General features: G+C 63.7%; 18 protein-coding genes. 2 read left to right on the forward strand and 16 right to left on the reverse strand.

The window, feature by feature from the left end; genetic code table 11:
• Positions 1-51 precede the first annotated feature (51 nt).
• From sugE to trxA, 12 genes are all read right to left on the reverse strand, one after another.
• Complete coding sequence (gene sugE, locus PCO31010_RS04815) at positions 52-369, reverse strand: quaternary ammonium compound efflux SMR transporter SugE (protein WP_039397603.1); 318 nt, start codon at positions 367-369, stop codon at positions 52-54.
• 174 nt (positions 370-543) lie between these two features.
• The gene (gene kdpE, locus PCO31010_RS04820) at positions 544-1254 is read right to left on the reverse strand and encodes a two-component system response regulator KdpE (protein WP_150663191.1); all 711 of its coding nucleotides are present in this window, start codon (positions 1252-1254) and stop codon (positions 544-546) included.
• Entirely contained in the window at positions 1247-4096 is a 2850-nt protein-coding gene (locus PCO31010_RS04825; protein WP_150663511.1) for a sensor histidine kinase, read from the reverse strand. The genes kdpE and PCO31010_RS04825 overlap by 8 nt, the downstream gene beginning before the upstream one ends.
• Positions 4097-4288: 192 nt before the next feature.
• Positions 4289-4873: a potassium-transporting ATPase subunit KdpC gene (gene kdpC, locus PCO31010_RS04830; protein ID WP_150663192.1), complete on the reverse strand. Its 585-nt coding sequence runs from the start codon at positions 4871-4873 to the stop codon at positions 4289-4291.
• An 80-nt stretch (positions 4874-4953) separates the two neighbouring features.
• Positions 4954-7080, reverse strand: coding sequence for a potassium-transporting ATPase subunit KdpB (gene kdpB / locus PCO31010_RS04835; RefSeq protein WP_425494997.1), 2127 nt, complete (start codon positions 7078-7080; stop codon positions 4954-4956).
• Positions 7081-7108: 28 nt separating this feature from the next.
• The gene (gene kdpA, locus PCO31010_RS04840; protein WP_150663193.1) at positions 7109-8914 is read right to left on the reverse strand and encodes a potassium-transporting ATPase subunit KdpA; all 1806 of its coding nucleotides are present in this window, start codon (positions 8912-8914) and stop codon (positions 7109-7111) included.
• Positions 8911-9003, reverse strand: coding sequence for a K(+)-transporting ATPase subunit F (gene kdpF / locus PCO31010_RS04845; protein ID WP_063389843.1), 93 nt, complete (start codon positions 9001-9003; stop codon positions 8911-8913). The genes kdpA and kdpF overlap by 4 nt, the downstream gene beginning before the upstream one ends.
• Before the next feature lie 358 nt (positions 9004-9361).
• Complete coding sequence (locus PCO31010_RS04850) at positions 9362-10333, reverse strand: amino acid ABC transporter substrate-binding protein (protein ID WP_246184443.1); 972 nt, start codon at positions 10331-10333, stop codon at positions 9362-9364.
• A gap of 95 nt (positions 10334-10428) precedes the next feature.
• On the reverse strand, positions 10429-11463 hold the full coding sequence (locus PCO31010_RS04855) for an amino acid ABC transporter substrate-binding protein (protein WP_174984323.1): 1035 nt from the start codon (positions 11461-11463) through the stop codon (positions 10429-10431).
• Positions 11464-11699: 236 nt separating this feature from the next.
• Positions 11700-12287: a P-loop nucleotide/nucleoside kinase family protein gene (locus tag PCO31010_RS04860; RefSeq protein ID WP_150663195.1), complete on the reverse strand. Its 588-nt coding sequence runs from the start codon at positions 12285-12287 to the stop codon at positions 11700-11702.
• Positions 12284-12670: a cupin domain-containing protein gene (locus PCO31010_RS04865; RefSeq protein ID WP_150663196.1), complete on the reverse strand. Its 387-nt coding sequence runs from the start codon at positions 12668-12670 to the stop codon at positions 12284-12286. Before PCO31010_RS04865 ends, PCO31010_RS04860 begins: the two co-directional genes overlap by 4 nt.
• A gap of 44 nt (positions 12671-12714) precedes the next feature.
• Complete coding sequence (gene trxA / locus PCO31010_RS04870) at positions 12715-13566, reverse strand: thioredoxin (RefSeq protein WP_150663514.1); 852 nt, start codon at positions 13564-13566, stop codon at positions 12715-12717.
• Between the two features lie 113 nt (positions 13567-13679).
• Here trxA and PCO31010_RS26585 point away from each other — a divergent pair, with 113 nt between their 5' ends.
• The gene (locus PCO31010_RS26585) at positions 13680-16142 is read left to right on the forward strand and encodes a cation:proton antiporter domain-containing protein (protein WP_174984325.1); all 2463 of its coding nucleotides are present in this window, start codon (positions 13680-13682) and stop codon (positions 16140-16142) included.
• A 79-nt stretch (positions 16143-16221) separates the two neighbouring features.
• Here PCO31010_RS26585 and PCO31010_RS04880 read toward each other — a convergent pair whose 3' ends face one another.
• The gene (locus PCO31010_RS04880) at positions 16222-17121 is read right to left on the reverse strand and encodes a pirin family protein (RefSeq protein ID WP_150663197.1); all 900 of its coding nucleotides are present in this window, start codon (positions 17119-17121) and stop codon (positions 16222-16224) included.
• 220 nt (positions 17122-17341) lie between these two features.
• Between PCO31010_RS04880 and greB the strand changes: the two genes are divergently transcribed.
• Entirely contained in the window at positions 17342-17902 is a 561-nt protein-coding gene (gene greB, locus PCO31010_RS04885; protein ID WP_150663198.1) for a transcription elongation factor GreB, read from the forward strand.
• A gap of 76 nt (positions 17903-17978) precedes the next feature.
• Here the strand turns inward: greB and PCO31010_RS04890 are convergent, their stop codons facing one another.
• From PCO31010_RS04890 to gmk, 3 genes are all read right to left on the reverse strand, one after another.
• Positions 17979-20399, reverse strand: coding sequence for a RelA/SpoT family protein (locus PCO31010_RS04890; protein ID WP_150663199.1), 2421 nt, complete (start codon positions 20397-20399; stop codon positions 17979-17981).
• Between the two features lie 60 nt (positions 20400-20459).
• Positions 20460-20666 (reverse strand): DNA-directed RNA polymerase subunit omega, encoded by a 207-nt coding sequence (gene rpoZ / locus PCO31010_RS04895; RefSeq protein ID WP_039397582.1) that lies wholly within the window; start codon positions 20664-20666, stop codon positions 20460-20462.
• 90 nt (positions 20667-20756) lie between these two features.
• Entirely contained in the window at positions 20757-21434 is a 678-nt protein-coding gene (gmk, locus tag PCO31010_RS04900; RefSeq protein ID WP_039397580.1) for a guanylate kinase, read from the reverse strand.
• Between the last annotated feature and the right edge of the window lie 2 nt (positions 21435-21436).

The following is a 21436-nucleotide window of genomic DNA, read 5'->3' on the forward strand; positions in this document are numbered from 1 at the left end:
GCCATTATGCCGCGCGTTGCGGCAACGCACCACCGGTGACTTGAAAGGCGATCACGCCGCCGTCAGCTTCAGTCCGACCAGCCCGGCAAGAATGAGCGTGACGCTTGCGATACGGGCAGCGGACGCCGATTCGCCGAACAGCACGATCCCGAGGACGAACGCGCCGACCGCGCCGATGCCCGTCCAGATGGCGTAGGCGGTGCCGAGCGGCAGCGTGCGCACGGCGAGAGCCAGCAGCCAGACGCTGCCGACCATCGACACAATGGTGAATACGGAGGGGACGAGACGCGAGAAACCTTGCGTGTACTTGAGCCCGACGGCCCACGCCACTTCAAGAAAACCGGCACAAACCAGAAGAATCCAGGCCATGACTGACTTCGATGAAAGATCGGGGTCGTCCCCGGAGAAAAGAGAACCGCTTGCCGGGTCGTCCCGGCAATGGATTCCATCGAAGGTCAATCGAATTGCGGCTGAGCGCCTGACACCCCGGACGGAACAGGGGCGATTTTAGCAAACCACGCCGACCGACGTCGGCCGACGGCCTCAGCCGTTCGCGTCCACCTCGAGCCGGTAGCCCACACCCGTCTCGGTCAGGATGTGTTGCGGCTGCGCGGGGTCGGCTTCCAGCTTCTGCCGCAGGTGCCCCATGTAGATGCGCAGATAGTGATTGCTCTCGACATGCGACGGTCCCCACACCTCCTTGAGTAACTGACGATGCGTGAGCACCCGCCCCGCATGGCGCACGAGCGTGACCAGCAGCCGATACTCGATGGGGGTCAGGTGCACCGGTTCGCCCGCGCGCGTCACCTTGCGGCGCACAAGGTCGATGTTGATGTCGCCGAAAGAGAACGCTTCGTCGAGTGTCTCGGAATTGCCGCCGCGATGATGTCGTCGCAATTGCGCCCGAATGCGCGCGAGCAGTTCCGACACCCCGAACGGCTTCGTCAGATAATCGTCGGCCCCGACATCGAGTGCGACGACTTTCTCGGCTTCCTCGTTGCGCGCCGACAGCACGATGATCGGCATGTCGGTCCAACTGCGGACTTCGCGAATGACTTCCACGCCATCGATATCCGGCAACCCCAGATCGACGATCAGCAAGTCGGGCTTGCGCGTGGCCGCCTCGACCATGCCCTGCCGTCCGGCTTCCGCCTCGTGCACGACCATGCCCTCGGCTTCGAGCGACGTGCGCAGAAACCGCCGGATCTGGCGCTCGTCCTCAATCACCACGATGTTGATGGTCGGTTCACTCATGTTGTTTCGTTACGTTTGCGTCAGGCGCATCAGGTGCGCCAGACGCGGGTTCCACATCGCCGGTCGGGTCGACGCATAACGCCGAATCGCCAGACTCGGCGACGCCGTCATCGATCCCTTGCGCGACGTCGGGCGCCACAGGCGGCGTTTCCACCGGCAAGGTGAATATGAAGCGCGCACCATGCCCGTCAGGGACGTTGGTGGCGTGAATTTTACCGCCGTGCGCTTCCACAATCGCGCGACAGATCGCCAGCCCCAGGCCGATGCCGGGCTTGGCCGACTCCTTCTCGCCGCGCATGAATTTTTCGAAGATACGGCCTTCCATGCCCGCTTGCAAACCGGGACCGTCGTCGCTCACGCTCACTTCAACTTCCTCGCCGACCACACGTGCCGAGATTTCGATGTGTGAGCCCGCAGGCGAATACTTTGCGGCGTTCTCGAGCAGGTTGGCAAAGAGACGCTCCAGCAGCACAGCGTCGAAACGCAGTAACGGCAGATCGGCAGGCAAGCGCGTCGTCACTTCGTGATCTGCGAGCACACGGCGGCAAGCACGCAGCGACGTGCCCACCACTTCCTCCAGCATCTGCCACTGACGATTGAGCTGAACGCCACCGCCTTCCAACTTCGCCATGTCGAGCAGATTGGTCACGAGCCCCGTCATGCGCTGCGCTTCTTCATGGATGGCATCGACGAGATCGATACGCAGCGGACCGGGCGTCTGCGCGTTGCGGCTGAGCATGCTCGCAAAGCCGACGATGGACGTGAGCGGCGTGCGCAAGTCGTGCGAGATCGCTGAGAGCAACGAATTGCGCAGGCGCTCCGACTCCATCGTCACCAGCGCGTCCTGTGCGATTTCGACGTAGTGCACACGCTCCAGCGCCAATGCTATTTGTGCGGCAAACGTATCGAGCAGACGCTGCTGTTCCGGCGTGCCTATTGCACCGCCGCCCGACTCGGGGGCAACGACCAGCACCCCGCGCGTGCGCATCGGCGCGCGCAGCGGCAGATAGTAGGCGTTAGATCCGGGCAGCGTATTCGTCCCCCGCCCCGCCGCCTGCTGACGGTCGTACACCCACTGTGCGACGTCCGTATCGATATGCGCAGGCATGGTCTCTTCCCGGGCATTCTCCACCGGCTGACGCACACTGCTCTGGCTGTCCGGCAGCAACAACGCCACGCGCGCCTGAAACACTTCGCGCACGTGACGCGAGCCGATCTCGACGATCTGCGGCGTCGTGAGCGCCGCCGCCAGTTCGCGCGCCATCGCGTACACCGCACCGGTGCGCCGCTCCCGCCAAGTGGCGAGACGCGCCTGAAATCGCAAGCTCGTCGTCAGATGGCTGATGACCAGCGCGACGGTCAGCATGACGGCAAACGTCAACAAGTACTGCGTGTCGGAGACCGACAGCGACATCTTCGGCGGCACGAAAAAGAAATCGAACGCCACCACCGAGAGGAACGATGCCAGCACCCCCGGCCCACGCCCCAGCCGCATCGCCGCAATGATCACCCCGAGCAGATACAGCATGGCGATGTTGGCGAGATCGAGGAACGACGTCAGCTCGGCCGCCGCCAGCGAGACCGCGCCGCAAATGCCGACGGCCCACGCATACGCCCGCCACGGACCACCGACGAGCCCCAGTTCCGGAGCCGTCTCGAACCAGTCGCGCCAGTCGCCGCGCACCACCCGGTTCTCGGCCGACCGGTCACCCGCAGCCGGCCCGATCAGCACCACGTCGACACCCCGTGCGCGACGCAGCAATGCCTCATGCAGCGGAGTACGCGCCGTCCACCAGCGCCGCGCACCGCTCGCCCCGACCACCAGCTTCGAGACGTTGCGCATCTGCGCATAGGCCAGCAGCGTCGTCGCGGCTTCCGCGCCGTCCAGCGTGAGCGTTTCTGCGCCCAGTTCGTGCGCCAGTTTGAGCGTGGCATAGACGCTCTCGCGACGGGCCGTCGCCTGACGCAGAATCGCCGGTGTTTCCACATGTACCGCCAGCCAGTCGGCGCGCAGACTCGCCGCGAGTCGCGCGGCCGCGCGCACCAGCGCCACGCCTTCCGGCCCCGGCCCAATCGCCACGAGCAAGCGCTCGCGCGCCTGCCAGACCTGACTGATCGATTGGTCCGCACGGTACTCACGCATCTGCGCATCTACACGGTCGGCCGTGCGACGCAGCGCCAGCTCGCGCAGCGCGATGAGGTTGCCTTTGCGGAAGAAGTTACGCACGGCGCGCTCCGCCTGCGCGGCCATGTACACCTTGCCCTCGCGCATGCGTTCGAGCAGTTCGTCGGGCGGCAGATCGACCAGCTTCACTTCGTCCGCCAGATCGAACACACGGTCGGGAATCGTCTCCCAAACGCGGATGCCGGTAATCTGGCCGACCACGTCGTTCAGCCTTTCGAGGTGCTGCACGTTGAGCGTGGTGTAGACGTCGATGCCCGCATCGAGCAGTTCGTGCACGTCTTGCCAGCGCTTGAGGTGCCGCTCGCCCGCCACGTTCGCATGCGCGAGTTCGTCGACGAGTGCTACGGCCGGTTTGCGCGCGAGCATGCCATCGAGATCGAATTCGCGCAGCACACGGCCGCGATACTCGACCGTCTTCTGCGGCAGGACTTCCAGCCCTTCGAGCAGACGCGCGGTCTCTTCCCGGCCATGCGTTTCCAGCACACCGACGACCACATCGGTGCCCTCATCGCTAAGCTTGCGGGCAGCTTGCAGCATCGCAAACGTTTTGCCCACACCGGCGGAAGCGCCGAAGAATATCTTCAGACGACCGCGCCGCTCGCGCGCTTCGTCGCGTTGCAGCTTGCCAAGCAATTCGTCGGGATCGGGGCGTTCCATGCCAGCCATCGGGTCAGTCCACTTTGAAAGCGCGAGCCACGCTGCCCGGCAGCACCGTCGGGCGGCAAATCCTCACCGGTTGCCCGATGAAGCAAAAAAACGCGGCACGCGCAGGGCGTGCCGCCAATCTACCGCAGGCCGACAGGCAAAACCAGAGATTCCGGCTCATGCGCCCGCCTGCGGCTGCGCCTTTCAGACAGCGCCGCGTGCCAACCCGTCCAATGCCAGGTTGAGCTTCAGAACATTCACCCGGGGTTCTCCGAAAATTCCCCACTGACGGCCTTGCGTGTTACGTGCGATCACATCGCGCACCACATCCGGCGTCAGCCCGCGGGCCTTGGCCACGCGCGTGACCTGATAGTCGGCCGCCGCCGGGCTGATTTCCGGGTCAAGCCCGCTGCCCGACGCCGTCACCAGATCGGCAGGCACGGGCAGTTGCGCGCTCGGGTCGGCGTCGCGCAGCGCGGCGATGCGCGCCTTCACGGCATCCGTGAGCGCCGGGTTGAGGGGACCGAAGTTCGTGCCGCCCGACGCCGTGGCGTTGTTCGGATTCGGCGAGGTGGCCGACAGACGGCCCCAGAAGTACTTCGGTTCGTCGAAGTTCTGACCGATCAGCGACGACCCGACGGCCTTTCCGTCCTTATAAATCAGGCTACCGGCCGCTTCGCGCGAGAACGCCGCGCGGCCGATGCCGGTCACGACCAGCGGATACACCAGCCCCGTGATGACCGAGAGCACCACAAACAGGCTCAACATCGGGCGCAAGAGGGTTTTCATGACGTCTGTTCCTTAGAGTTTCAGCAATGTGGCCCCGGGCGCACGGCAACTGCTGCCGCCGCGCCCGGAAGCCGTCGCGATCAGGCCCAGCCCATCGCGGCGATGATCATGTCGATGACCTTGATACCGACAAACGGCACCAGAATCCCGCCCAGACCGTAGACGAAGAGGTTGCGACGCAGCAGCGTCGCGGCCCCGAGCGGGCGATACTTCACGCCCTTCAATGCGAGCGGAATCAGCACCACGATGATCAGCGCGTTGAAGATCACCGCCGACAAAATGGCCGATGACGGGCTTGCCAGACGCATGACGTTCAACGCATCGAGCTGCGGATACGTGGTGGCGAATGCGGCCGGAATGATGGCGAAGTACTTCGCCACATCGTTCGCAATCGAGAACGTGGTGAGGCTGCCGCGCGTCATCAGCATCTGCTTGCCGATCTCGACAATCTCGATCAACTTGGTCGGGTTCGAATCGAGGTCGACCATGTTGCCCGCTTCCTTCGCGGCTTGCGTGCCCGAGTTCATCGCGACGGCGACGTCGGCCTGCGCGAGCGCCGGGGCGTCGTTGGTGCCGTCGCCCGTCATCGCCACGAGCTTGCCTTCGGCCTGATACTTGCGAATCGTCGCGAGCTTTTCCTCAGGCGTGGCTTCTGCGAGGAAGTCGTCCACCCCCGCTTCTGCGGCAATCGCGGCGGCCGTCAGACGGTTGTCGCCCGTGACCATCAGCGTGGTGATCCCCATCTGACGCAGTTCGGCGAATCGTTCCTTGATGCCGCCCTTGACCACGTCCTTCAACTCGATCACGCCCAGCGCACGCGCGCCGTTCGCGTCCTGCTCGGCCACCACCAGCGGCGTGCTGCCACGGCGCGCGATCTCGTCGACCGCCGTCGCGAGCGCCACCGGCCACACGCCACCGGCCGATTCCACATAACGCTTGACGGCATCGGCTGCGCCCTTGCGAATCTGCTTGTCGGTCAGATCCACACCGCTCATGCGCGTTTGTGCCGTGAACGGAATGAACAGTGCATTCAGACCGCTCATTTCACGCTCGCGCAAATTGAAGCGTTGCTTGGCGAGCACCGCGATACTGCGGCCTTCCGGCGTTTCGTCGGCCAGCGACGCGAGTTGCGCGGCGTCGGCCAGCGTACGCTCGTCCACGCCCGGCGCGGGCACGAACTGCGACGCTTGACGATTGCCCAGCGTGATCGTGCCGGTCTTGTCGAGCAGCAGCACGTCCACGTCGCCTGCGGCTTCCACCGCGCGGCCCGACGTCGCGATCACGTTCGCCTGCATCATGCGGCTCATGCCTGCCACGCCGATGGCCGAGAGCAGGCCGCCGATGGTCGTCGGAATCAGACACACCAGCAGCGCGACGAGCACCGTGATCGTGACCGGATTCCCGGCATGCGTGACGAACACGCTGTAGATCGAGTACGGCAGCAGCGTGGCCGTGGCGAGCAGCAGCACCAGCGTGAGCGCAACGAGCAGAATCGTCAGGGCGATTTCGTTCGGCGTCTTCTGACGCTTTGCGCCTTCCACCATCGCGATCATGCGATCGAGAAACGCTTCGCCCGGATTGACGGTCACCTTCATGATGACCCAGTCCGAGAGCACACGCGTGCCACCGGTCACGGCCGAGAAGTCGCCGCCCGACTCGCGGATCACCGGCGCGGATTCGCCCGTGATGGCCGATTCGTCGACGGACGCCACCCCTTCCACGACTTCGCCGTCGGCCGGAATGACATCGCCCGCTTCGACCAGCACAAAGTCGCCACGACGCAGGCTGGCACTGTCGATCACCAGACACTCTGCGTCACGACGTGCCGAGCGCAACTGCTTGGCGGGCACGTTCTTCTTGGCCTGACGCAGCGAAGCAGCCTGCGCCTTACTACGGCCTTCGGCCAGTGCTTCGGCAAAGTTCGCGAAGAGCACAGTGAACCACAGCCACAGCGTGATCGCGAGGATGAAGGGCGCGCTCGCCTCGGCATGGCCTGCCACGGCCATGCCGAACAGCACGGTCGTGAGCAGACTGCCGACGTACACCACGAACATCACCGGGTTCTTGGCCTGCGTGATCGGGTGCAACTTGCGGAACGAGTCCACGATGGCCGGTTTGACGATGGCGGGGTCAAACATCGACTTGGTCGCCGATGTATGCCCTTCGCCCATCTGCCGGGTGGCGGTATTACTTGAGGGTTGATTCATGAGAGCCTCGAATGCCTCATTTCATTGTTCAATGCGCACCGATCATCGCCAGATGTTCGGCGACCGGACCGAGTGCAAGCGCCGGTACGTAGGTGAGCGCGCCCACCAACAGCACCGTGCCGAGCAGCAGCACGACAAACAGCGGACCATGCGTAGGCAACGTGCCCGACGTCGCGGCAATACGCTTCTTGCGCGCCAGCGCACCGGCAATCGCCAGCACCGGCACGATCACCCAGAAGCGGCCGAACCACATCGCGATACCCAGCGTTGTGTTGTAGAACGGCGTGTTTGCCGACAGACCCGCAAATGCGCTGCCGTTGTTGTTCGCGGCCGAGCTGTAGGCGTAGAGAATTTCCGAGAAGCCGTGTGTCGCAGGGTTCAGTACACCCGCCTGTCCGGCCGCGACCAGCACTGCGAGCGCAGTCCCGAGCAGCACCAGCAGCGGCGTCATGAGCACGGCCACTGCGACCATCTTCATCTCGTACGCTTCGATCTTCTTGCCCAGGTATTCCGGCGTGCGGCCGATCATCAGCCCCGCCACGAACACCGCGAGCATGGCGAAGACGAGCATGCCGTACAGGCCCGAACCGACGCCGCCGAAGATCACTTCGCCTAACTGCATCAGCAACATCGGCACCATGCCGCCAAGCGGTGTGAGCGAGTCGTGCATCGCGTTGACTGCACCGCACGACGCCGCTGTCGTGACCGTCGCGAAGATGCCCGACGAGACGATGCCGAAGCGCGTTTCCTTGCCTTCCATGTTGCCGCCCGACTGCGTAGCGCTGACCTGCTGGTCGACGCCGAGCGTGGTGAGGATCGGATTGCCCGCCTGTTCTGCGGACACGGTCGCCACTGCCGCAATCGAGAATGCAATCGTCATGGCCGCCAGAATCGCGATGCCCTGACGACGGTCTCCGACCATGCGTCCGAACGTGTGGCACAGCGCCGCCGGGATCAGGAAGATCGCCAGGATTTGCAGGAAGTTCGACAGCGGCGTCGGGTTCTCGTACGGATGCGCCGAGTTCGCGTTGAAGAAGCCGCCACCGTTCGTGCCGAGCATCTTGATCGCTTCCTGCGAAGCGACCGGGCCCATGGCGAGCGTTTGCGTTTGCGTCTGCGCGGGCGTCGTGACCGGCTTGCCGGCGGCGTCGATCTTCGGCTGACCGTCCGGGCCGAGGACCGGATTGTCGTAGTGCGTGACTTGCAGCGTGGTCACGTCCTTATAGGCATCGAAGTTCTGAATCACGCCCTGACTCATGAACGCAGCGGCGAGCACCACCGACAGCGGCACGAGAACGTAGAGCGTGATGCGGGTCATGTCGACCCAGAAGTTGCCGATCGTCTGCGCCGTGTGACGGGCGAAGCCGCGAATGAGCGCGACCACGACTGCGATACCGGTGGCGGCCGACAGGAAGTTCTGCACGGCCAGACCGAGCATCTGCGTCAGATAGCTCATCGTCGATTCACCCGCGTAGCCCTGCCAGTTCGTATTCGCCACGAAGCTGACGGCCGTATTCATCGACGAGTCCGACGTGACGTTACCGAACGCTTGCGGGTTCAGCGGCAGCCAGACTTGCCAGCGTTGCAGCGCGTAGACGGCGAACGCGCCCACGGCGTTGAAGCCGATCAGCGCGAACGCGTAGGTGCGCCAGTGCATCTCCTGTTCGGGACGAATCCCGCACAGACGATAAAGACCGCGTTCGACAGGCGCGAACCAGCGGTTCACGCGGGATTCACCGGCAAGCACGTCGGCCATGAAACGACCGAGCGGGCGCGCCAGCACCAGTAGCACGACGAGGAAAACGCCGAGCTGGATCCAGGCATTGAGTGTCATGCTAGGTCCTCCGGCTTGAACAGCGCGTAGACGAGATAAGCGAGCAGCGCGAGCGTGAGTCCGCCGCTCAGCCAGTACATAGCTGTCATTGCTGCCCCCCTACCGACGCGCAAAACGCGACAAAGCCGACGGTCGTGGCAACGAACACCGCGATCACGCCGAGATATAACCAGTCCATGACAACTCCCTATCGTGTGGCGGCTGGCACGCCACGGGCGCGACGCGCCCTCGCATGCGCATGCCAGCCGTGCCCTGAACGATACGTAGGGGCGCGTAAAGACGGGGACAAAAGGGGTAAAGGGGGTGTAAACAACGTGTAAACACAGGCCCGAATTGTGTAAACGACGAAGCCCGCCGATATCGCTATCGGCGGGCTTCGGGGCCTTGCTGGCTAAGGCGCGGCGGCGTTTCTCGCCGCGCGCGTATCAGACGTTCGTCAGACGCACATCACTCGGTCACCTGCGAGCCTTTACGCCAGACTTCCACGACTTCCTTGCTCGGTTCGAGGTTCAGGTTGACGTTGCGCGGCGGAATCGGCTGCTGGAACCACTTGCGTTGAATACGGCGGATGTCGCCCGAGCTGTACACATGCGCCAGCGTCGTATCCACGAAGCGCTTGAACTGCGGATCGTCGCGCGGCAGCATCAGGGCGTTGAGTTCCGTCTCCAGCGGTGCGCCGACGATGGCGAACGACTCCGGGTCCCGAGCATTCGCGCGGAAGCCCGCAAGCAACACGTCGTCCAGTGCAAACGCCTTGGCGCGACCGGTTTCGAGCGTCACCATCGATTCACCGTGATCGCGCGCCGGAATCACGCGGTAGCCGATCTTCTCCGCCTGCATGCGCGCCAGACGCTCACCGGTCGAACCGGCCGACGCCACGAGGTTCTGCCCCTTCAGGTCGTCCAGCCCGTGAATGTTGTCCTTCTTGTTGACCAGAAGGCGCACTTCGGAGACGTAGTACGGATTGCTGAAACCGACCTGCTCGGCGCGCTCCGGCGTAATGGTGTTCGGGGCGCAATCGAGATCGACCGTGCCGTTCTTCACCAGCGGAATACGGTTCTGCGGCGTGATGGACATTTCACGCACGCGCAGATTCGGCAGATTGAGGGCGGTCTTGACGGCGTCTACCACTGCGTAGCAGAGGTCCATCGTGTAGCCGACCGGCCTGCCCTTGTCGTTCACGTACGAGAACGGAATGGCCGCTTCGCGATACCCCAGCGTGATGACGCCGGTATCGCGGATCTTCTTGAGCGTGCCGGTGAGATCACCGTTGACCTTCGGCAACGCGACAACCGCCTCGGTCCTGGCGGGCGCGGCCGTCGCCGTCGAAATACCCGCCTGAGCGGCGAACCACACGGACAGACCGAGCGCGACGCGTCCGGCAGCGATTTTCCAGTCGACCTTCTTGAAACCGTTCACAGCAAATTCCTATCGAATTAACAGCATGATAGGAAGTTACAGATTTGCATCACGCAGCGCAAAGAAACCTTTGTCATTAGCTTATGCACGGACGATCAACTGCCTGATGCCGGGGATGTCGGGGATGTCGGGGATGTCGGGGATGTCGGGGATGCCGCAGACGCCTCCTGATCCTTGCCGGGATGCCCGCCAGTCTCCCAAAGGGTCAGGGTTTGCGGCGACGGTTCGACCGCCAGACGATGCCCGTACGGCGGTATGACGGCCTGAAACCATTGCCGCTGGAGTTGCGCCATTTCACCACTCCGAAAAATCGCCGTCAGGGCCGCGTCGACACGCGCCTTGAACTCAGGGTCGTCCTTGGGCAGTACCAGCGCGTAATACTCGGGCTGCGTGGTGAGGGGTGCCCCGACGATCCGGTACGCATCCGGTGTCTTGCTGGTGGCGCGCAAGCCTTCCAGGAGCACATCGTCCAGCGCCAACGCCTGCGCGCGGCGCTCCTTCAGCATGCGAAACGCCTCATCGTAGTCGCGCGCCATCAGAAGCTGAAATCCTGCGCGGGCGTGCTGCGCCCTCACAAGGCGCTCCGCAGTCGTTCCCTGCACCACCGCCAGGCGCAGGCCCCGCAAATCGTCGATCGACGCGACGCCCGTGCCCTTCCTGACCATCAACCGGACGTTCGCCGCGTAATAAGGCAAGCTGAAGGCCACCTGCTGCCCACGCGATGCCGTGACCGTCGATGGCGCGCAGTCGATATCGATGGCATCCCCCTTCACCATCGGCGCGCGCATCTGTTCGATCACCCGCACCGGCGTGACGCGCAGTTCCGGCATCGCCATTTCCTGTTGCAGCGCGGTCACGACCCGTTGGCACAGCGCCCACGCCAGTCCCATCGGCTGATCGTCAGCGTCGACATAGGAGAACGGCACGGCGGTTTGCCGATAGCCGAGCAGAATGCGTCCGCGCTCGCGAATACGCGCCGTTGTCGGCGTATCGGCGATGGCTGGCGTCGGCGCGAACGAGGTGTCGGGAGGGAATGCAGGCGCTTGCGCGGACGCAGCCACCGTACTCAGGCGCGGCATGCCCGCCATGGGCGGCTCGGCGGCGAGCGTCGCATTGGGTGACGCGAGCATGGTGGCCGTGAAGATGCCAATGAAGCGGCCAATGAAGCGGCCAGACCGGCGGCGAACACACGCAGAGATGCGGGACAGAAGGGACAGAAGGGATAGAGCGGATAGAAGGGACATGGTCGACGCAACGCCAAGAGGGAAAATGCCCACACCTTAGCGATGGCCACCGGCGAAACGAGCGGCGACACCAGCCCTTTCGGATTATTCCCTTCGCTGCGATTTTCCCTTCTACGGTGGCCTTAGCGCGTATGCGCCAGCAACGTCTGCAACAGTTGCTCGTCGTCGTCCGGCGTCGGTGCGGTGTTATCGAAGCGCACGAGACCCGGAAATGCCGCCGCAGGGGGCAAGAAGCGACGCACGCGATACTCGTCCCAATGCGCCAGCTTGTAGGCGTCGTTCGGATTGCCCCGGCTCTCGATGCGCTCGCGCGCGCGTGCTTCGTCGAGATCCACCCAGACCACGTGGACGCCCACGTCGTCGTCGACGTCCAGCCACGCCCGGTCGAACAGCAGGCCTTCGCGCAACTCACGCGAGAGCGGACCGACCACCAGCACGTTCACGCCCAGACGCAGGTTCTCGCGCGCCGTCTCCAGCAGCCCTGCGTACTCCGGCTCGCGTAACGTCTGCAAATAGAGCGGGCTGTCGCGGTCGTTGGGGTTGCCGGTCAGCGCGCCCATCACCGACGCGCTGTACGCCCCATACAGCGTGTCCTTGTCGAGCAGACAAAAAGCCTCACCACTGCGCGCAATCAGCGGACGTATCAGACGCTTGGCCAGCGTGGTCTTCCCTGCCCCGGCGTGGCCGCAGAAAAAGATCAGACGTGTCATGCGGCCGCCTTGCGCTCGAACATTACGAAGTGCTTGCGCACCGGTTCGATGACTTCGAACACGCCTTCGAACCCGGCCGGAATCACGCAGGCGTCGCCCGGCCCGAACTCCGACGCGTTGCCATCGAGATCGCTGATGCGGATACGTCCCTCAATCACAGAGAAGTATTCCTGACGATGCGCACCGAAGGCGATGCGCCACGCGCCGGGTTCGCAAGTCCATTCGCCACAATCGAACTCACCCAGTGCGTCGGTGTAGAACGGGCGCGTCATGCGCTGCGGATTGCCGCTCACACGGCGCGCCTCGGCGGGATGATCGAAGATGGCTTCGCCCGCCTGATCGGGGGCGAACGTAATGAGCGCGGGAGATGTGGGAGATGTCATATGCGTCGAAGAGTTTAGAGAGCTATGGGATGTCGGGACGTCGCTCAGTTCAGCGCCGCGCTCAGCTTGCGACGCCACGTTGCCACCGTCGCCGGATCGGTCTCGGCGAGTGCTTCGAAGATCGCAAGCATCGACTTGCGTCCGGCGTCGTCGCCAAACGAGCGGTCACGCTGCACGATATCGAGCAACGTCTGCAATGCCGGTTCGTAAGCCCGATCCGCGAGATAACGATTGGCCAGATCCAGACGCGCCTGAAGATTGGCCGGTTCGGCGTCCACGCGCGCGATCAATTCCGAGGCCGGTGGCAGTTGGCTGGCCTGCTCGGCGGCAGCAATACGCGTGTTGAGGGCTGCAATACGGGCGTCGCCACTCGCGGCGGTGCGCGGCGAGAGCAATGTCAGCTCAGTACGTGCTGCATCGATGTCACCCATGCCGAGCAAAACATCCACCAGATCGAGACGGACTTCGTCATGCGCCGGGTCGAGCGCCAGTGCGGCCTGAAGCGCATCGCGCGCCACCGTCGGCTGACCTTCTGCGAGCGCCTTGCGCGCCACGTTGCGCGCCATGTCCGCCGGATTCGGCACGATGCGGTCGATGAAGGCGCGCAACTGCCCTTCCGGCAACGCGCCCACGAACTGATCGACCGGCTCGCCATCGACGAACGCGACGACGGTCGGCAGACTGCGCACGCCATACTCCGCGCACAGTTGCGCGTTTTCATCGGCATTGATCTTGACGAGGCGGATGCGCCCCTGCGCTTCGGCCTCCAGCTTTTCGAGCATCGGCCCAAGCGTGTTGCAGGGGCCGCACCACGGGGCCCAGAAGTCGGCCAGCACGGGGACCTGATGCGAGACGGCCAGTACGTCGGTGTCGAAACTGGCGAGATTGGTATCGATCATGGGTTCTATCGAGCGTGGTAAATTGCGTAAATAGCGGCCGTTACTCATAGAAAACAGCCGCCAGCTTGAAGCATGGTAATCGCAAAGTCCAACGACGGGCAGGGAGGCACATGCACGCAGGCCACGGCACGGCAATCTTCTTTACTCAACTTCTCTTGCTGGTACTCGTCGGCCGACTGCTCGGCGAGGTCATGCAACGGCTGCGTCAGCCGGCCGTCATGGGCCAGTTGCTCGCAGGGGTGCTGCTCGGCCCGTCCATCTTCGGCGCGCTGATGCCCGCCTGGCAACACGCCGTCTTTCCCGACAACGAAGCGCAAAAAAAGATGCTCGACGCCGTCTCCGAGCTGGGCGTGCTGCTGCTTTTGCTGTCCACGGGGCTGGAGACGGATCTGGGGCTCGTGCGACGCATGAAGCGTATGGCCATCTTCGCGTCGGCGGGCGGCATGCTGATTCCATTCGCCTGCGGTTTCGCGCTCGGGTGGCATCTGCCCGACAATCTGCTGCCGCATCCGGAAGCGCGGCTCGTCACATCGCTATTTCTCGGCACGGCGCTGTCGATTTCGTCCGTCAAGGTCGTGGCGATGGTCATTCGCGAAGTCGACTATCTGCGACGCAACATCGGTCAGATCATCCTCGCCGCGGCCATTCTCGACGACACCACCGGCTGGATCATCATCGCCGCCATCGCAGGCCTGGGCGCCAGCGGTTCGGTCGATCTCGGCCATCTGACGTTCAGCCTCGGCGGCACGCTGCTGTTCATCGTGCTGTGCTTTACCGTCGGCAAGCGCGCCGTGGCCGTGGCCATTCGCTGGACGAACGACCGCTTCACCGTGGAGATGCCGGTGCTCAGCGCGATTCTCGTCATCACGTTCGTGCTGGCGCTCGCGACCGACAAACTCGGCGTGCACACAGCGCTGGGGGCATTCATGGCAGGGGTCATGATCGGGCAGTCGCCCATTCTCAGCGAACAGATCGAAGCGCAGTTGCGTGGGCTGATCGTCGCCCTCTTTGCGCCCGTGTTCTTCGGCGTGGCGGGCCTGTCGGTAGACCTGACGATTCTGCTCGACTGGCGAATGCTTGGGTTGGTGGCCGGACTGATCCTGATCGCGAGCATCGGCAAGTTCACGGGATGCTTTATCGGCGGACGTCTGGGTGGCATGTCCTCAGCGGAAGCGCTTGCGCTGGCCACCGGCATGAACGCGCGCGGCTCGACCGAGATCATCGTCGCGAGCATCGGGTTGTCGCTGGGCGTATTGAGCAAGGACCTGTTCACCATGATCGTCATCATGGCGCTCATCACCACGCTCATCATGCCGCCGGTGCTGCGCCGGGCGCTCGTGCGCATTCCGCTGTCTGCAGAAGAGAAGGCTCGCCTTGAAAAGGAAGCCGCCGAGGAGAAGGACTTCCTGCCGAACGTCGAGCGCATTCTGACGGCGGTCGACGGCAGCGCCAACGGACGCTTCGCCGCGTGGATCGCCGGGCTGACGGCCGGTGTGCGCGGCACACTGACGACGGTGCTCGCCCCCGCACCTGCTTCGGGCGATGACAGCGCCGCCGTCGACGCGGGCGAATGCGCTGGGCTCGACGCCTATGAGATCGCCCTTGCCGCCGCCACGCATTCGGTGAGTCGCGCCCCGGGTACGCCAGGCGTGGAAGAAGACAAGCCCGTCAAGCCGGGCGAGAAGGAGCGTGAGGCCGCGCGCCTGGTGCTGCGCGAGCGCACGGGCAAAGCGCCGCAGAAAACGCCGGAACTGCCGCACGGTCCTGTCAAGGAAGGCGACGCCGAAACTCCGACCGACGAAACGTCCTCCAAAGCCGCCCCGAAGCATGAACCTGTCGGCGAAGCACATGACGACAAGCGCGTGAGCGAGGCGAAGGAGGAAGGCGAATTCGTCGCTGACGATCCGTCCGACACCGCACGCGAACAGGAGGCAGCGCAGCCGGAAAGCAGCGACGAAGCGGTCCGCATCTCCGACGAAATCGCCAAGGGCTACGGTTTCGTCATCGCCGGATTCGACGCGCCGGGCAAAGAGTCGGACTCGGACGTCCCCCCGCTCCCCCTGCCCACAGGCGTGCTGCCGCTGACCAAGGCGTTCGACGGTGCCATCGCCATCGTGCTCGCGCATGGCGACCACGCGCGCCAGCCTGACGCACCGCTCAACATCCTCGTGCCAGTCTCGGGCACCGACTATTCGCGGCATGCGGCCGAACTGGCGATCACACTCGCGCGCGCGGCGAAGGCGTCGGTCACCGCGTTGCATGTCTCGGCGCGTGTGGCTCCGGGCATGCTGCACCGCCGCTGGCGTCCACGCGTACTACGTCCAGACGCTGCCGAAGCCGCCATGCTGGAGAACCTGCACTCGCTGGCCAAGCGCAACGGCGTGAAGCTCCGCACACGTCTGCTTGCAGGCGGCAAGGTCGACGACGCCATCCTGCATCAGATCCACCACGGCAAACACAACCTGCTCGTGCTCGGCGTGCAACCGCGTTTCGGCGACCGTCTCAACTTCGGTGCCGTCTCCCATCGTTTGCTGGAAGAACGACGCTGTTCCGTGATCGTGCTGAGCGCTTGACGTCTCAGGGCACGCCAATGAAAAACGCCTGTTGCGGCAGGCCGTCAACAGGCGTTTTTCGTGCTTACTGCGACGAAACTCAGCTCGCCGATGGCTTGCGCTCCGGCAACGGAATCCATTCCGTCTCACCGGGCACCTTGCCCATTTCCTGCGCTGTCCAGGCGGCCTTCGCCTGCTCGATACGCTCACGGCTCGACGACACGAAGTTCCAGAAGATGAAGCGCTCGCCGTCGAGCGGTGCACCACCCAGCAGCATCAGTCGTGCAGGTCGATCACCCGCCACGATGCGCACGTCCCCGCCCGGAGCGAGCACGCCCATCCGATGCTCGGGCAAGGCCTCGTCGTTCACCGTCACCTCGCCCTGCACCGTGTAGACGGCGCGCTCGGCATACTCCGGCGGCAGCACGAACGCTGCGCACGGTTCCATTTCGACCGCGAGATAGAAGATAGGCGAGAACACTTTCACCGGGGCTTTCTCGCCGAAGGCTTCACCGAGGATCAGACGCATGTGCACGCCTGGCAGGAAGATGTCCGGCAGCGACGCCGCTTCGTGATGCGCAAACGACGGCGCGGTCTCCTCGTCGGCCTGCGGCAACGCGACCCACGTCTGAATGCCGTGGACGTCACCACCACGCTCGCGCACGTCGTCCGGCGAACGCTCCGAATGCACGATGCCGCGTCCCGCCGTCATCCAGTTCACGGCACCCGGCGTGATGCGCTGATCGCTGCCGAGACTGTCGCGGTGCCAGATTTCGCCGTCGAACAGATAGGTGACGGTCGCCAGCCCGATGTGCGGGTGCGGACGCACGTCCAGCCCCACACCGGGCGGCAGCGTTGCAGGCCCCATGTGGTCAAAGAAGATGAACGGCCCGACGGTCTTGAACGGCAGGCTCGGCAGACTGCGCTGCACGGTAAATGCGCCGATATCGCTCAGATGCGGCTTGAGCACGGCAAGGAAGGGACTCGTGGAATCGGTCATGGCGCGGTTCTCCTGCGTTCGACACTTGCGTGTGAAGTGTGGCGTTCATGTGGGGTGCTGACGCCCGATTGTAGAGGACATTGCGGGCGCGCTCCATGACACCTGAGCATGATGGCCATCGCCACGAAAATGGGGTGGCGCACATGTTCTTGCGACATCGCTCCTATAATGCAGGGATTGTGTAACGCTTTTGGCTCGTGCGCGTCGCGGGCATCGACTTATGAACAAGGCCTTCGTCAAGGAAGATAGCGGCGACGACGATGACGATCTCGACGCAGGCGCGCCGGAGATTCCTGCGGGCACCAAGAACTACATTACGCCCACAGGCTACCGTCGTCTGAAGGATGAGATGCTGGATCTCATCGATAATCAGCGCCCTGAAGTGGTGAAGATCGTGTCGTGGGCGGCGTCCAACGGCGACCGTTCGGAGAACGGCGATTACATCTACGGCAAACGACGTCTGCGTGAGATCGACCGGCGTATTCGCTTTCTGACGAAACGTCTGGATAACGCGGAAGTGGTGGACACGCGTCGTCAGGAGAACGTCGATCAGGTGTTTTTCGGTGCGGAAGTCACCTATGCAGACGGCAAGGGAGACGAGCATACGATCATGATCGTCGGCATCGACGAAGTAGATCTCGACCGTGGGCACGTCAGTTGGATCTCGCCCATCGCCCGTGCCATCACCAAATCGAAGATCGGCGACACCGTACCATTGCGCACACCGGCCGGGCTCGATCAGATCGAGATTCTCGACGTTCGCTACCCGCCGTCCGAGTAAGCGCACCGCGCGTCGCTCGACACTATGCAAAACGCCTCCCGAGGGAGGCGTTTTCATTTCATCGATACCGCGAGAATCAGTAGTTGCCGCGTTCGCGCGAAATGCGCATGGCGTGATTGGCGTGACCATCGTCCTGATGCCGCTCGCTCGGACGCTCGCGCGCCACGCGCATGACGTCCGGATTCACACGGATGCGGCGCATCACGTTAGCCAGATGCACGCGGTCGCTCACCTGGATGAGGAAGCGTAGCGTGGCGGATTCGTCCGGCACCACTTCGTCCATCCCGATGTGCACGATGTTCGCGTCGGATGCCGTGATATCGGCCGCCACACGCGAGAATACGCCACGATTGTGGTGCACCAGCACCTTGATGCCGACGTCGAACAGACGCCCCGGTTGCGGCGCCCACGCCACATCGATCCAGCGGGTCGGGTCCTTGCGATGGATACGGCGCGCGACCGGGCAGTCCGTGGTGTGAATCGCCATGCCCAGCCCGATGCCGATGTAGCCCATGATGGCGTCGCCCGGAATCGGACGGCAGCACGCCGAGAACTGCACCGACATGCCTTCCGTGCCCGTGATGAGCACCGGCGGCCCGACGTTCTCGTCGCCCGTACGCGGTGAATCGGGATCGTCCGGGCTGTCGTCGTTCTCGCCTTCCTTGCCCGACAGCAGCACCGCGAGGCGCTTGGCCATGACGGCTGCGACACGACGTCCCAGACCGATGTCGGCAAAGATGTCCTGACGATCCTTGTTGCCCGTCCACTGCGCGAGCTTGTCCCAGATCTCCGGCGAGATCTCGCTCATCGTCAGGCCGTACCCCTTGAGCGCCTGCTCGACCAGACGCTCGCCAAGCTGCACCGACTCGGCGAAGCGCATCGTCTTCAGGTAATGACGAATGGCCGAGCGCGCCTTGCCGGTACGCACGAAGCCGAGCCACACGGGGTTCGGCTTCGAATACGGCGCGGTGATGACTTCCACGATGTCGCCGTTCTTCAGCTCGGTGCGAAGCGGCAGCAACTCGTTGTTGATCTTGACGGCCACGCACTGGTTGCCCAGATCGCTGTGGACCGAATAGGCGAAGTCGAGCGCCGTCGCACCGCGCGGCAGCGCCATGATGCGCGCCTTGGGCGTGAAAACGTAGACGGCGTCGGGGAACAGGTCGATCTTGACGTGTTCGAGGAATTCGGTGGAGTCGCCCGTCTCGCTCTGAATATCGAGCAGCGACTGGAGCCACTGGTGTGCATGCTTCTGCACGTCGTTCATGTCCGCGCCGCCGTTCTTGTACAGCCAGTGCGCGGCCACGCCCGCTTCCGCAATCTCATGCATGCGGCGCGTGCGAATCTGGAATTCGATGGGCGTGCCGAAGGGGCCCACGAGCGTCGTGTGCAACGACTGATAGCCGTTGACCTTCGGAATCGCGATGTAATCCTTGAACTTGCCCGGTACGGGCTTGTAGAGCGCGTGCAGCACGCCGAGCGCGAGATAACACTGCGCGTTCGACTCGACGACGACACGGAAGCCGTAGACGTCCAGCACTTGCGAGAACGACAGCTGCTTTTCCTGCATCTTCGTATAGATGCTGAAGAGCGTCTTCTCGCGGCCGAAGACGTCGGCACTGACTTCGCCGTCTTTCAGCGCTTTCTCGACGGCATCGAGAATCTTGCCGACCACCTCGCGTCGGTTGCCGCGTGCGGCCTTCACGGCCTTGTCGAGCACTGCGTAACGACGCGGGTGGTAATTCGCGAAGCTCAGGTCCTGAAGTTCGCGATAGGTGTTGTTCAGGCCGAGGCGGTGCGCAATCGGCGCATAGATGTCGAGCGTTTCGCGCGCCACGCGGCGCTGCTTTTCCGTCGACGTCACGCCCAGCGTGCGCATGTTGTGCAGCCGGTCGGCGAGCTTGACCAGAATGACGCGAACGTCGCGCGCCATTGCCAGCAGCATCTTGCGGAAGCTTTCGGCTTGCGCTTCTTCCCGGCTGCTGAACTCCATCTTGTCGAGTTTCGACAAGCCGTCGACCAGTTCCGCGACTTTGGGCCCGAATCGCTCGGCGAGTTCGGCCTTGGTCACGCCCTGGTCTTCCATCACGTCGTGCAATAGCGCAGCCATGATCGACTGCGCGTCGAGTTTCCACTCGGCACAGATCTCGGCTACGGCAACGGGATGGGTGATGTAAGGCTGTCCGCTCTGGCGATATTGACCCAGGTGGGCCTCATCGCTGAACTGGAAGGCTTCTTTGATTTGCGCGAGGTCGCTTTCCTTGAGGTACTCCCCAAGCATGCCCTTGAGACGGGCGATCGAGACGACCTCGTGCTTGCGCGGCTGCTCGGGCGTTGCCGTCGGACCGAAGAGGTGCCGATAGGACTGCTCCAGCAGCGCGTCGATGTACTGTCGCGTGGCGCTCTCGCCCTTTTTCTTCTTGCGCTCGGGCTTGGGCTCCCCCGCTTTGGGTTCATCCGCAGCGATGGACGTGGCCGGTGATTTCGCATGACTCATACATGTACCTGTTTCGTCGAGCGGCCCGGAACGTCACATCGCATCAGTGCAGTCTCCCGATCAGAGCGGCACTTTCTTGAGCATCTCGATGCCCACCTGACCGGCTGCGATTTCGCGCAGCGCGACGACGGTCGGCTTGTCCTTGTTGTTCTCGAGCTTCGGCGTATGACCTTGCGCCAGTTGGCGGGCGCGGTAGGTCGCGGCGAGTGCGAGCTCGAAGCGATTCGGAATTTGTTTCAGGCAATCTTCAACGGTAATTCGGGCCATAAGGAGGTTCCTTCTCAATATAAGGCGTATTCTATCGCAGCCGGCGCGCGCCCGCGCAAAACACGAGCGCTGCCAGCGAATGCGACGGTGTTACTCGTGATCGTTCGGCGCGTGGATATCCAGATCGGTGAACAGCGTCTTGTGCCGCGCATACTGCGAAGCGAATCGCAGACGCACCGCAGTGAACACCGATTGCAATTGATCCAGCGCGCGCTGGAATTCGTCATTGATGATGATGAAGTCCGCTTCCGGCGCGTGGGCGATCTCACCACCGGCCGCCAGCAAGCGGCGCGCGATGACCTTCGGCTCGTCTGTCCCGCGCTTCTTCAGGCGCTCTTCCAGGGCTTCGATAGACGGCGGCAGAATGAAGATGCCGACCGCGTTCGAAAAGCGCTTGCGCACCTGCTGCGCACCCTGCCAGTCGATTTCCAGCAACACGTCACGGCCTTCGCGCATTTGCTCTTCGATCCACACGCGCGACGTGCCGTAATAGTTGCCGTGTACCTCCGCGCTTTCCAGAAACTCGCCACGCTTGCGGCGTTCGAGAAACTGATCGACCGAGATGAAGTTGTAGTGCACGCCTTCTTCTTCGTTGGCACGCGGGGCTCGCGTCGTGCAGGAAATCGACAGACGAACGTCGCTATCCTGCGCGAGCAGCGCGTTGACGAGCGTGGACTTGCCCGCGCCCGAGGGGGCGACCACCATGAACAGATTGCCGGGATACTCGGCATGCAAGGCGGGTTGCGGGGCGTGTGATTGCGGGGACATAC

The organism is Pandoraea commovens (assembly GCF_902459615.1).
Lineage (GTDB): Bacteria > Pseudomonadota > Gammaproteobacteria > Burkholderiales > Burkholderiaceae > Pandoraea > Pandoraea commovens.